Origin of the sequence: Rhodovibrio salinarum DSM 9154 (assembly GCF_000515255.1) — a bacterium.
Classification (GTDB): domain Bacteria; phylum Pseudomonadota; class Alphaproteobacteria; order Kiloniellales; family Rhodovibrionaceae; genus Rhodovibrio; species Rhodovibrio salinarum.
The window spans coordinates 3,081,801-3,093,687 of record NZ_KI911559.1 but is presented as its reverse complement, the minus strand read 5'-3'; the positions used below and the strand labels follow the sequence as shown (position 1 = coordinate 3,093,687).

Below are 11,887 nucleotides of genomic sequence, written 5' to 3'. Positions count from 1 at the left end.
GAGTTCGGAATCAGCCCGTGAGGTCCGCTTGCGGTTGCAGCCACGGTTGGTGTGAGTATTTCAAATACGCCCTCAGCGTGTGCTCGTGCGTTGCGAGCATCTAAATCTCGATCAACATGACCCCGCGGCCCTTAGCCGCGAGCGCGAGTCGGCCATGTTTCAGCCGCAGGGCGTCTTCGCCGAAAACCTCCCGGCGCCAGCCGCGTAGCGCCGTGACGTCCGCCGCATCGTCGGCAGCGATCTGTTCGAGGTCCTGGGAGGTGGCGACCAGCTTCTGGGCCACTCCGTGTTGCTCGCACTTGGTCTTGAGCAGGACCTTCAGCAGTTCGATCAGCGGGCCTAGGCCAGGTGGAATCTCGGGTTTCTGGGGCGGCTTGGGCCAGGCTTCCTTGGGCTGGCCGAGCGCGCTCTCGACCGCCCCCAGAATGCCTTCGCCCAAACGCCCGCGCGCGAAATCGGCGCCAAGGCCGCGGGTGCGGGCCAAGCTGGCTTGGTCGCGGGGAGCGTGGGCGGCAATGTCCTGGATCTGCTCGTCCCGGATCACACGGTTACGTGGGACGTTGCGCCGCTGCGCCTCGCGCTCCCGCCAAGCGGCGACCGCGCGCAGAACGGCGAGGTACTTGCGATCGCTGCTGCGGGTCTTGAGCCTTTGCCAGGCCGTTTCGGGGTCGGTGCAGTAGGTGTTGGGGTCGGTCAGAATCGCCATCTCTTCGTCCAACCACCCGGCCCGGCCGGTGCGTTCCAGCTGCGCTTTCAGCGCCTCGTAGATCTGGCGCAAATGGGTGACGTCGGAGAGCGCATAGTGTAGCTGCTTGTCGGTCAGCGGCCGCTTCGACCAGTCGGCGAAGCGCGAGGACTTGTCGATGTGTGCCCCGACCAGCTTCTTCGCCAGCGTGTCGTAGCCGACCTGCTCACCGAAGCCGCAGACCATCGCCGCGACCTGGGTGTCGAAGATCGGCTGGGGCAGGTCGCCGTCCATCAGATTGTAGAAGATTTCCATGTCCTGCCGTCCGGAGTGGAACACCTTCAGGACATTGCGGTCGCGCAGCAGGTCGAACAGCGGCTGCAGATTCAGCCCGTCTGCCAGCGCGTCGATCGCGGCCACCGGATCCGCTGCCGCGTCCGGGTCCACCGGCCCGCCAAGCTGAACTAGGCACAGCTTGGGCCAGTAGGTGGTGTCGCGCAGGAACTCGGTGTCGACCGTGATGTAGGGGGCGCTGTGCAGGCGTGCGCAGAAGTCGGCGAGGGTTTGGCTGTCGGTGATCAGGCTCATTGCTCTCGTATATACGCGCTGGCGCGGCGCTGGGAAACCGCCGATCGCAGATGTTTCGCGATGGCTGGCCCGGGTCTCTTGACAGGAGGACGGGTGCACGGTCTTTTGCCCGCGCTTTGCGCGCGGCAGACGCGCGTGAAACCCCAATCATCCGAAGATAGAGCGACCGTCATGCATCCCTACCGCACGCACACCTGCGGCGCGTTGCGCGCCGATCACGTCGGCGAGCAGGTCCGTTTGTCCGGCTGGGTCCATCGCAAGCGCGACCATGGACAGCTGTTGTTCCTGGACCTGCGCGACGACGAAGGCCTGACGCAGGCGGTGATCGACGTTTCCAGCCCGATCTTCAGTGAGGTCGAGCGGATCCGCGTGGAAAGCGTGGTCTGCGTCACCGGTCAATGCGTGCGCCGCGATCCGGAGACGGTGAACAAGAAGCTGCCGACCGGCGAGATCGAGGTTCGGGTCGAGCAGTTCGACGTGCTCTCCGCCGCCAACCAGGTGCCCCTGCAGGTCAACAGCGACGAGGACGCGGGCGAGGAGGTGCGCCTGCGCCACCGCTACCTCGATCTGCGGCGCGAGCGCATGCACGCCAACCTTCAACTGCGCTCGGACGTGATCTTCTCGCTGCGCCAGCGGATGGTCGAGCAGGGCTTCCGTGAGCACCAGACCCCGATCCTGACCGCGTCCAGCCCCGAGGGTGCGCGCGACTATCTGGTGCCGAGCCGCCTGCATCCGGGCAAGTTCTACGCCCTGCCGCAGGCCCCGCAGATGTTCAAGCAGCTGCTGATGGTGGCCGGCTTCGACAAGTACTTTCAGATCGCGCCCTGCTTCCGCGACGAAGCCAGCCGTGCCGACCGCTCGCCGGGCGAGTTCTATCAGCTCGACTTCGAGATGAGCTTCGTCACGCAGGACGACGTATTCAACGCGATCGAGCCGGTGTTGGCCGGCGTGTTCCAGGAGTTCGGCGGCGGCCGTGCGGTCGACGCGCCGCCATTCCGGCGGATTCCTTATGACGAGGCGATGCTGAAGTACGGCTCCGACAAGCCGGACCTGCGCAATCCGATCGAGATTGCCGATGTCTCCGAGGCGTTCCGTGGCTCCGGCTTCGGCATCTTCGCCAAGGCGGTCGACAAGGGCTCGGTCGTGCGCGCGGTCCCGGCGCCCGGCGCCGGCAGTCGGCCGCGCAGCTTCTTCGACAAGTTCAACAACTGGGCGCAGAAGCAGGGCAAGGCCGGTCTCGGCTACATCATCTTCGCCGAGGATGGCACCGCGAAGGGGCCGATCGCCAAGAACCTGGAAGACACCCGCTTGCAGCAGATCACGGACGCGGCCGGTCTCAAAGCCGGCGACGGCGTCTTCTTCGTCTGCGACAAGCCAAGCGAGGCCGCGACGTTCGCCGGGACGGTGCGCACCGAGGTGGCGAACGAGCTGGAGCTGATCGCGCCCGACTGCTACCGCTTCTGCTGGGTGGTCGACTTCCCGATGTACGAGCTGGACGAGGAGACGGGCGAACTCGCCTTCTCCCACAACCCCTTCTCGATGCCCCAAGGCGGCATGGAGGCGCTGGAGACCCAGGACCCGCTCACCATCAAGGCCTCGCAGTACGACATCGTCTGCAACGGTATCGAGCTGTCCTCGGGGGCGATCCGGAATCACCTGCCGGAGGTGATGTACAAGGCCTTCGGGATCGTCGGCTACGCCCCGGAGGAGGTCGACCGGCGCTTCTCCGGCCTGATCAACGCGCTCAAGTACGGCGCCCCGCCGCACGGCGGCTGCGCGCCTGGCATCGACCGGATGATCATGCTGTTGGCCGACGAGCCGAACATCCGCGAGGTGATCCCGTTCCCGATGACCCAGCGGGCGGAGGATCTGATGATGGGGGCGCCGGCCGACGTGCCGGAAGACCGCCTCAAGGAACTGCACCTCAAGCTCAGCTTGCCGAAGAAGAAGGCGCAGCCGACCCAAAGCGGTGGCCAGGGCGGCGAGCAACCCGGTGCCGCGGCGTCCGGGCAGGACACAACCGCTACCAGCGGCTGAAGGTCGCGCCGCGTCCGCAATTGCTCCCAGTAGGCGGACGAGGGTAGTCTGCCCGACCGACCGGCACAGTGGAGGGCGCCTTGGTTCCTCACACCCCGCGTGACGAAGGCTTCCGGATGCCGCCCGAGTGGGCGCCGCATGCGCGTACCTGGATGGCGTGGCCCGTGCGCGAGACTCTCTGGGGCAAGCGCATGGAAGCTGCGCGCGAGACCTATGCCAAGGTCGCCCGCGCGATTCAGCAGTTCGAGCCGGTCACCGTGATTGCCGAGCCGTCGAGCGTGGCGGATGTCTCGCTCTACTGCGGCAGCGGTGTGGGCTGCCTGCCGATGGACCACGACGATTCCTGGATGCGTGACGCGGGGCCGACCTTCCTGGCCGACGGCGCCGGTAACATTGCCGGCGTCGATTGGGTCTTCAACGGCTGGGGCGAACGCTACACGCCGTACGACCGCGATGCCGAGTTGGGCCGTCGGCTGTGCGAGCACCTGGACGTGGAGCGTTACGAATCCCGCATGGTGCTCGAAGGTGGGGCGATCCACACGGACGGCGAGGGGACGTTGCTGACCACCGAATCGGTGGTGTTCGACCCGGCCCGCAATCCCGACATGAGCCGCGCGGACGCCGAACGCGAACTGTGCGCGACGCTCGCCTGCGAACATGTGATTTGGCTGGGCGACGGGCTGACGGACGACGACACCGGCGGCCATGTCGATAATCTCGCCTGCTTCGTGGCGCCGGGGGTGGTGCTGGCCCTGTCCACCCGGGACTCCAGAGATTCCAACTACGCCGCCTTGCAGGATAATATCGACCGCTTGAAGAAGGCGCGCGATGCCAAGGGCCGTCGGCTGGAAGTGATCGAGATCCAGCAGCCAAAGGCGCGCAAGGGCGATCAGGGGCAGCGGCTCGCGCTGTCGTATCTGAACTTCTACCTGGTGAACGGCGGCGTGCTGGTCCCGCAGTTCGAGGACGGGCGCGACGATGCCGCGCTGGAGACGATCGCCAAGGCCTTCCCTAAGCGCGAGGCGGTCCCGATTGTCGCCACCGATCTGGTTCACGGGGGCGGCGGGCTGCACTGCATCACCCAGCAGCAGCCAACGGGTGTGTTGGATTAAGAACCAAGACGAGATGTAACGCCCCTCGTCCTGCGTGAAGGAGAGGGGGTCGCGCCGCGATTGGGCGTGCGTACGTGGTGCCGAGCCGCCGCGCGCCAATCCGTCGGGGCGGTTGCCGCTTACGATCCCGCCAAAACCTACAGCGAATATCGGGAAAGAGAGTGGCGGGGCATTCTGTTGCGAGGGGCCCCGCCGGAACCCCACCAACGGCAGCTAACGCCGTTGGGATTAAAGGTGGAGTTCACCTTCGCTGCTTACGCAGCGACGGCCATCTCCGGAGCAGCGTTATCGTTCGCAACTCTCTAATGGCCCGATAACGGCGGTACCATGCCGGGTACAAACCGCACCTTTTCCCGCCTGTCGAGCCTGTTTCGGCCCCAGGGAGGCCGGCGCGCCCTTGAAGGCTCGGCGCCGGCGTGTCTGGTGGAGCCGCCGGGTACTGCCCCCGGGTCCAGTACGAGTAGTTAGTGAGGTGTTCAGCACCATCACCCGGAGCGACCGGGCACTTCCATACATGCGTCATCGCGCCCGTAAATTCAAGGTCGCGATGGTCTTCTGCGCTTAGGACGCTCCATCGTCCGCGCCGATCTCCCAGATCTTGGTGTGCTCGTCGGCGCGGCTCGGCTGGATCACCTTGATGCGTTCGCGCACGCCCTCGTCGCTGGGCGCGCGCTCGATCGCCAGCAGGGTGTGCATCGGGTGGTCGCACAGGCCAGCGGCGTAGTCGCACTCCTCGCGGGCGACCGGCAGCGCCTCGGTCAGGGAGGGGGCGCCATAGTGGTCGACGAAATGGCGGGCGAGCTGTTCGACGATCTGGAAGAAGGTGGCCTCGGTGATCTTGGCGACCTCGACCAGAGTCGCGCGGCCGAAGCTTTCGGTCCCCAGCCAGCCCCCGGCGAAGGCCAGGCGGTCTGCGTGTGCCAAGCTCTCGGGCTCCGTGTCGGCGAACGCGAAGGTGCCGGTGACGGCCGGTTCGCCCGGCTCGGCGGCGCGGGCGTAGACGCGTGGATCGGAGCCGTCGAGACGGATGACGCGCGGGAACTTCATGCGAGAGAGGGTAAGGGACGCCCCGGGGCGATGTCATCCTCGGGACTTAAGGGCGTTGGGCGTCCAAGGATCAGCGTTTGTGGCGGTACAGGTCGACGTCGGCGGCATGCAGCAGCGCGTCGGCATCCGTGCCGGGGCCGTAGTCCGCCTGCCCGAGGGTCGCGCGCATGGGAATCCGGACGCCGTTGTGCTGGACGACCAGTTGCGACAGGGCGTTCCGCAGGCGCAGGACCCGCGGCTGCACCGCGACCGGATCGGCGTTGGACAGCAGCACGGCGAACTCGTCGCCGCCGATGCGACCGGTGGCGTCGTTATGGCGCACCGCAGTATTCAGTACCCGGCCGATTGCGACCAGCACGGCGTCACCGGCCCCGTGGCCGTAGGTGTCGTTGATCGGCTTGAAGTGATCCAGATCGACCAGCATCAGGATGCCGGTCTCCCCGCCGCGGTCGGCACGCGCAAGGGCCTTGGTCAGCTCGCGGCGGAAGCCCCGGCGGTTGTTCAGCCCGGTAAGCTCGTCGGTGACCGATAAACTCTCCAGATGGTCGAGCCGGGCGGCGTGTTCCGCCAGCCGCGTTTCCATCTGTTGTGCTGCCTCGGCAAGGCGGGTGAGCGTGCTTTCCCAGTCGCCTTGGTTGTACAGGCCCGCTTTACGGCTCAGGCGATACAGCTGTTCGAGTGTTTCTCCCAACGGTGAAACGCGCGTCGTCGCGTCGGCATCCGGTTGCCGGAACGCGTGGATCGTCGCGGTCGCAGCCGCGACGTTTTGTGGCGCCATAGCCGATGTCCCCCGTTTGTGTTGCCCCCGGCCCCTCCCGGTGACTTCGCACAACAAAATTTAAGCAAGTAGCGTGCCAAGCATGAATGGCCCCACACGGTTAATAGGCGGCATACCCCGGCAATTTCTGCCGGGGTATGCCGCACAGGCTGGAACGGAGTTGCCGACTCTGCAGGGGCGGTCGGACCCTGTTAGGCGACGCGGTTCGGTGCGTCGCGGCCGGTGAACAGGGCGTCCAGGTTATCCAGACACATGAACCCCATGGCGTTGCGGGTTTCCACCGTCGCGGAGCCCAGGTGGGGCAGCAGGTAGGCGTTCTCCAACTCGTAGTAACCGTCGTGCAGGTTCGGCTCGCCGGCGAAGACATCCAGCCCGGCCGCGGCCACGCGCTGGCGCTTCAGTGCGTCGATCAGCGCGGCGTCGTCGACCACGTCGCCGCGCGAGGTATTGATGACGACGGTCGGTGCGGGCAGCGCCTCGATCCGCTGGGCATTCAGAAAACCCTGCGTCTCCGGCGTGGCGGGGCAGTGCAGGGAGAGCACGTCGGCGACCTCCAGCAGCTGGTCCGGCGTCTCGTGGTAGGTCGCGCCCTGTTCCTGCTCTTCCGGCAGGCGGGAGCGGTTGTGGTAGTGGATTTCCATGCCGAAGGCCCGGGCGCGGGCGGCCGTGGCCTGGCCGATCCGGCCCATGCCGAAGATCGCCAGTCGCCGACCCGTCAGTTCCAGGCCGATCAACTGGGTCGGCTTCCAGCCGTCCCAGTCGCGCCGGCGCAGCATCTTCTGCCCTTCCCAGGCGCGCCGGCAGGCGCCCAGGATCAGCAGCATGGCGATCTCCGCCGTGGCGTCTGTCAGCACGCCTGGCGTGTTGGTGACCGCGATGCCGCGTTTCTTCGCCGCTTCCAGGTCGACGTGGTTGGTGCCCACCGAGAAGCAGGCGATCGCGCGCACACTGTCGGGCAGCCGCTCGATCACGTCGGCGCCCAGTTTGTCCGGCGGGGTGACGATCAGCGCGTCCATGCCGTCGGCCTGGGTGACCAGTTGGTCGGCCGTCAGCGCGTTGTCGTCCGTGTTGATGTTCGCGTCGTAGTCGCGCTGCAGGCGGTCGGTAACGGCTTCGGGCACGCGGCGGGTCACAAAGATGCGCGGTTTGGCGGACACAGTCATGGCTCCCATTCGTGTATGCTGGGCTGGCGAAAGCGCGGCGAAAGGGGCGCCGTGGGGTGCGGCGGTGTCGCGGTCCGCGCTCTGCTAAGGCGTGGGCCCGACACTCTAGCGTCCGCGGGACGGGTGGCGAAAGACGCGCACCGCGCGTCTGGCCGCGCCAGGCGATAACGTTCACTGCTTCATAGTAAGGTGCCATGACCGACTTCGCGATCAATCGAACCTCTTCAAAGGCCCAGTGGCGCCGTCGTGCAGCGACAGCCGCGGCCGGTGCCCTGGTGCTCGTGCTGGGCGTTAGCGCGGGCGCATCCCCGGTGTCGGCGATGGTGCCGCACAAGGCGGTCTACGACCTGAGCCTGGCGAAGGCGCGCAGTTCGCAGGCGGCCAGCGCGATCTCGGGCCAGATCGTGTTCATCTGGCGCGACGTGTGCGATGGCTGGTCGCTCGACTACAAGGCACAGATGCGCGTGTCGTTCGCCGAGCGCGGGAGCCATCAGATCGCCTGGCAGTATTCCGCTTGGGAAAGCGACGATGGCGAGCACTTCCGCTTCTTCACGCGCCGCAGCACCGGTGCGGGCGCAGCGCCGGAGCATCGCCGGGGCAGCGCGCGCTTGACCCTGGGAGAGGGCGGCACGGCAACTCTGGAACAACCGGAGGAGGCGACCGTCCGGCTGCCTTCGGATACGATGTTCCCCAAGGCGCACAGCGAGGCGATTCTGGAGCGCGCGCGCGAAGGCGCGACCTTCTTCTGGCGGCATGTGTTCGATGGCACCGGCGAAGGCGACGGACTGTTTGGGGTGTCCGCGGCCGTAACCCGGGAGATCCCCGCGAACCAGGCACTGCCGCTCGATCACCCGCTGCTTCGGGATCAGCGCTCCTGGCAGGTGCAACTGGCGTATTTCCCCAGCAGCCAGAAGGAGAGCACGCCGGAGAGCGAGCAGCTGACCCGACTGTTCGCCAACGGCATCGCGGGGTCGATCGAGATCGACTACGGCGACTTCGTCGTAAATGCCGAGCTCAGCGAGTTGTCGGCATTGGAGGCGGAAGCCTGCGATTAACTCGGGGTGTGTCCGCACCGCAAGGTAGGCTGCCTAGCTTCTAGGCAGCCTAAACAGACGTCCGGTTGCCGGCGAGTCGGAGCTTGTCATCCACAGGACTGTCCACCGGGTTCGGGGATGATCGCTGTGGATAGCTGATGGTGTGGGCCGGGGACCGCTACGCGCGTCCGCCAGCCGGCCGGCGGGCGCCGCGTTGTCCGCCGGTCCAGCGGGCGATGCCGCGCTCGATGACGCGGTAGGCGGGCGCGCTCGGCGAGATCGGGTGCAGGTAGAGCCATGCCCAGGTCCCGTCGGCCAGCGGAACGCATTCCCGGCGGTACCAGTCCGGGTGACCTTCCAGCCGATCCATCCGTGCCAGTTGCTCGCTGGTGATCGTGAGCAATTCGCCTTCGATGCGCGCCGCGCCGCCGTGGTCGGCTGCCGGGATATCTGCGTTCAGCAGCCGGAAGTTCGGCGCAGTCTGAGCGGGTCCGTGGTGGTGTGCGTCGGCGATCAAACGATGGTTGCGTTCCCCTGGCTTCAGCGTGCCGTAAACCAGCGCCTGAGCACAGAGGCGCACCGCGGCGAATGGCGTGTCAGCTTGGCTGCCAAGTCGTCTGAACGTCATCGTCGTTGGTCTCTACTGCCGGCTTCCTGTGAACCCACGGCCTTTCGTGATGGCGTCGTCGCCCAGGCGTTTGCGCACGGCGTCGATCGCGGACTCGACCTTCTTCTGTCGGTCCCGGTTGGGGTCGAGCAGATCGGGCGGGTCGGCGAACACGCCGGCGGTCAAGTCGCCCGCGCCGATGCCGATCAGGCGGAACTGACGACCGTCGCATTCCCGGCGCAGCATCGGTTCGGCGGTGCGGTACAGGCGGTCGGCCATGTTGGTCGGATCGCTTAGTTTATGCGACCGGGTGATGATCTTGAAATCCCGGGTCTTGAGCTTGAGCGTGATTGATTGACCGGCGAGGTCGGCAGTCTTGAGCCGGCGCGCCACCCGTTCGCATTGCGGCCACAGGCGGCGCAGCAGCTCCTCAGGATCGTCCACGTCGTCGTCGAAGGTCGTTTCCCCGGAGATGCTTTTGGCTGGTTCGTTCGGAGCGACCGGGCGTGGGTCGCGGCCCCAGGCGAAGGCGTAGAGCCGTCGGCCCATGGCGCCGAACCGCGCCATCAGTTCGGTTTCCTCGTAGCGGCGCAGATGACGGATCAGGGTGATGCCGTCGCGCGCCAGCGCGTTTTGCAACTGACCGCCCACACCGGAGATCGTGCCGACCGGCTTGTCGCCCAGGAAGTCTAGCGCTTCCGCCTCGCCGACGGCGGCGAAACCGCGCGGCTTGTCGAGGTCCGAGGCGATCTTGGCCAGGAACTTATTGTAGCTGAGGCCGATCGACGCGGTGACGCCGACCTCCCGCTCGATCCGGAGCACCAGTGCGGCCAGCGTGCGGGCCGGGGGACCGCCGTGCAGCTTCTCGGTCCCGCTCAGATCGAGGAAGGCCTCGTCGATCGAGATCGGCTCCACGAGCGGCGTGGTCGCTTCCATCATCTCGCGGATGCGCTGACCTGCGGTTCGGTAGCGCGCCATGTCGGGTTTGATCACGGTGGCGTCCGGACAGCGATCGAGCGCCTTGAACATCGGCATCGCCGAGCGCACGCCATAGATGCGCGCGACATAGCAGCAGGCGGCGACCACCCCGCGCCGGCCGCCGCCGACGATCACCGGGCGGTCGGCCAACGCCGGATTGTCCCGCTTTTCGATGCTGGCGTAGAAGGCATCGCAGTCCAGGTGCGCAACCGACAGGGTGGAGAGTTCCGGGTGCGCGACCACGCGGGGCGACTGACAGTGCGGACAGCGCCCGGTTACGGGTTTGCTCTCGAATAAGCTCAGGCAGTCGCGGCACAGCGCCGTCGGCTGACCGCCCTCAGTGGTGCCGGTCATGACCGGGCCTCGTCGGCTGGCCACAGCCAGGCGGCGCCTCGCACGCCGCTGTCGTCACCATGCTGCGGGGCGACGATGCGCGTATCTATCCGGTCGGAGAAGACATACGGGGAGAGATGGTTCGGCAGTGCCTCGTACAGCGCTTGGATATTCCCCAGACCGCCGCCGAGGACGATGTACGCTGGGTCGATTAGGTTGATCACGGTGGCGAGGGCGCGTGCCAGCCGATCGGTGTAACGCGCCAGGGCGGCGATGGCGGCCGGTTCGCCCGCGCGGGCCCGCTGGGCGACCGTGGCGGCGTCGGGCTCCCCGTCGCCTCCGTTCTCAATATAGTCGCGCGCGAGGGCAGGGCCGCACAGGAACGTCTCGATGCATCCGTGACGCCCGCAATAGCAGGCGGGGCCTGGGCGTTCCTGGTCGTTCGGCCAGGGCAGGGGGTTGTGGCCCCATTCCCCGGTAATGGCGTTCGGACCGGTTACGAGCTGGCCGTTCACGACGATGCCGCCGCCGACCCCCGTGCCCAGGATCACGCCGAACACCGGGCTGCGGCCTGTTGCCGCGCCGTCGCAGGCCTCCGAAAGGGCGAGGCAGTCGGCATCGTTGGCCAATCGCACCGGCCGGCCCAGCACACTCTCGAGGTCGCGGTCGAGCGGCTGGCCGATCAGCCAGGTGGAGTTGGCGTTCTTGATCAGCCCCGTCGCCGGCGAGATCGTGCCGGGGATACCCACCCCAACGCGGGCGCGTGGTGCGTCGGGCGTGAGCAGCGTATCCTCGATCTCCTGCACCAGCCCGCAGACCGTCGACAGGGTGGCGGCATAGTTGTCGCGCGGCGACTTGATCCGGCGGCGGGCGCGCACCATTCCCGCAGCGTCGAGCGCGAGTGCGGAAATCTTGGTGCCGCCTAGGTCGATACCCAGTCGCATGGCAGAACCAGGGTGGTCGTTACGATTCATTAAGGCTATGATCTTAGCCTATTAATCCGGTAAGTTGCCGTGCAGCATGGGCGGGCCTGTTAGGGGGAAGTGCAGGCTCGGCACGATCCGGGTCCACAATCGCAGAGAGCTTTTGAGCATGCTAGAAAGCCCCGCCTCACACCACGCGGAGTCGGAAAGTACTATGGACTCGGGCGGCGCCAAAACGGTGCTTGTTGTCGAGGACAACGAGCTCAACATGAAGCTGTTCCACGATCTGCTGGAAGCACACGGCTACGGCATCCTGCAGACCAAGGACGGCATGGAGGCCCTCCAGATCGCCCGCGATCATAAGCCCGACCTGATCTTGATGGATATCCAGCTGCCGGAGGTGTCTGGCCTGGAGGTCACGAAATGGATCAAAGAGGACGATAACCTCAAGTCGATCCCGGTGATCGCGGTGACCGCGTTCGCCATGAAGGGGGACGAGGAAAAGATTCGCGAAGGGGGCTGCGAGGCCTACATCGCCAAGCCGATTTCGGTGGCGAATTTTCTGCAGACCGTTCAGCGGTTCCTTAACTGAACCTCGCTAA

The 11,887-nt window shown here is 66.5% G+C and carries 11 protein-coding genes and 1 other RNA gene; 4 read left to right on the top strand and 8 right to left on the bottom strand.

Going from position 1 to position 11,887, the window contains the following annotated elements; genetic code table 11:
- Window positions 1-100 precede the first annotated feature (100 nt).
- Window positions 101-1,273, bottom strand: a complete 1,173-nt coding sequence (gene rnd / locus RHOSA_RS0114340; RefSeq protein WP_027289215.1) for a ribonuclease D — start codon at window positions 1,271-1,273, stop codon at window positions 101-103.
- Between the two features lie 171 nt (window positions 1,274-1,444).
- Between rnd and aspS the strand changes: the two genes are divergently transcribed.
- Window positions 1,445-3,310 (top strand): aspartate--tRNA ligase, encoded by a 1,866-nt coding sequence (gene aspS, locus RHOSA_RS22685; RefSeq protein ID WP_051432166.1) that lies wholly within the window; start codon window positions 1,445-1,447, stop codon window positions 3,308-3,310.
- A gap of 116 nt (window positions 3,311-3,426) precedes the next feature.
- Entirely contained in the window at window positions 3,427-4,422 is a 996-nt protein-coding gene (locus RHOSA_RS0114330) for an agmatine deiminase family protein (RefSeq protein WP_037256405.1), read from the top strand.
- A 163-nt stretch (window positions 4,423-4,585) separates the two neighbouring features.
- On the opposite strand, the gene ssrA is transcribed toward RHOSA_RS0114330, so the two are convergent.
- From ssrA to RHOSA_RS0114315, 4 genes are all read right to left on the bottom strand, one after another.
- Window positions 4,586-4,966: a transfer-messenger RNA gene (gene ssrA, locus RHOSA_RS24810) on the bottom strand.
- Window positions 4,967-4,983: 17 nt separating this feature from the next.
- On the bottom strand, window positions 4,984-5,469 hold the full coding sequence (locus RHOSA_RS22680) for a DUF6505 family protein (RefSeq protein ID WP_037256403.1): 486 nt from the start codon (window positions 5,467-5,469) through the stop codon (window positions 4,984-4,986).
- A 70-nt stretch (window positions 5,470-5,539) separates the two neighbouring features.
- Window positions 5,540-6,247, bottom strand: a complete 708-nt coding sequence (locus RHOSA_RS0114320; protein WP_051432165.1) for a GGDEF domain-containing protein — start codon at window positions 6,245-6,247, stop codon at window positions 5,540-5,542.
- 191 nt (window positions 6,248-6,438) lie between these two features.
- Window positions 6,439-7,410: a 2-hydroxyacid dehydrogenase gene (locus RHOSA_RS0114315; protein WP_027289212.1), complete on the bottom strand. Its 972-nt coding sequence runs from the start codon at window positions 7,408-7,410 to the stop codon at window positions 6,439-6,441.
- 194 nt (window positions 7,411-7,604) lie between these two features.
- On the opposite strand from RHOSA_RS0114315, the gene RHOSA_RS22675 reads away from it, so the two are divergent.
- Entirely contained in the window at window positions 7,605-8,465 is an 861-nt protein-coding gene (locus RHOSA_RS22675) for an EipB family protein (protein ID WP_051432164.1), read from the top strand.
- 157 nt (window positions 8,466-8,622) lie between these two features.
- Here the strand turns inward: RHOSA_RS22675 and RHOSA_RS24370 are convergent, their stop codons facing one another.
- Genes RHOSA_RS24370 through RHOSA_RS0114295 form a run of 3 tightly spaced genes read right to left on the bottom strand, consistent with a single transcriptional unit; the run spans window position 8,623 to window position 11,306 of the window.
- Window positions 8,623-9,072: a gamma-glutamylcyclotransferase family protein gene (locus RHOSA_RS24370; protein WP_051432163.1), complete on the bottom strand. Its 450-nt coding sequence runs from the start codon at window positions 9,070-9,072 to the stop codon at window positions 8,623-8,625.
- A 12-nt stretch (window positions 9,073-9,084) separates the two neighbouring features.
- A complete protein-coding gene (locus RHOSA_RS0114300) occupies window positions 9,085-10,383 on the bottom strand; it encodes a DNA polymerase IV (RefSeq protein ID WP_027289211.1) in 1,299 nt (432 codons plus the stop codon).
- A complete protein-coding gene (locus tag RHOSA_RS0114295) occupies window positions 10,380-11,306 on the bottom strand; it encodes an ROK family protein (RefSeq protein WP_027289210.1) in 927 nt (308 codons plus the stop codon). The genes RHOSA_RS0114300 and RHOSA_RS0114295 overlap by 4 nt, the downstream gene beginning before the upstream one ends.
- Before the next feature lie 193 nt (window positions 11,307-11,499).
- On the opposite strand from RHOSA_RS0114295, the gene RHOSA_RS0114290 reads away from it, so the two are divergent.
- Window positions 11,500-11,877 carry a response regulator gene (locus tag RHOSA_RS0114290; RefSeq protein WP_027289209.1) on the top strand — a complete coding sequence of 126 codons (378 nt, stop codon included), beginning with the start codon at window positions 11,500-11,502 and terminating at the stop codon, window positions 11,875-11,877.
- Window positions 11,878-11,887: the final 10 nt, after the last annotated feature.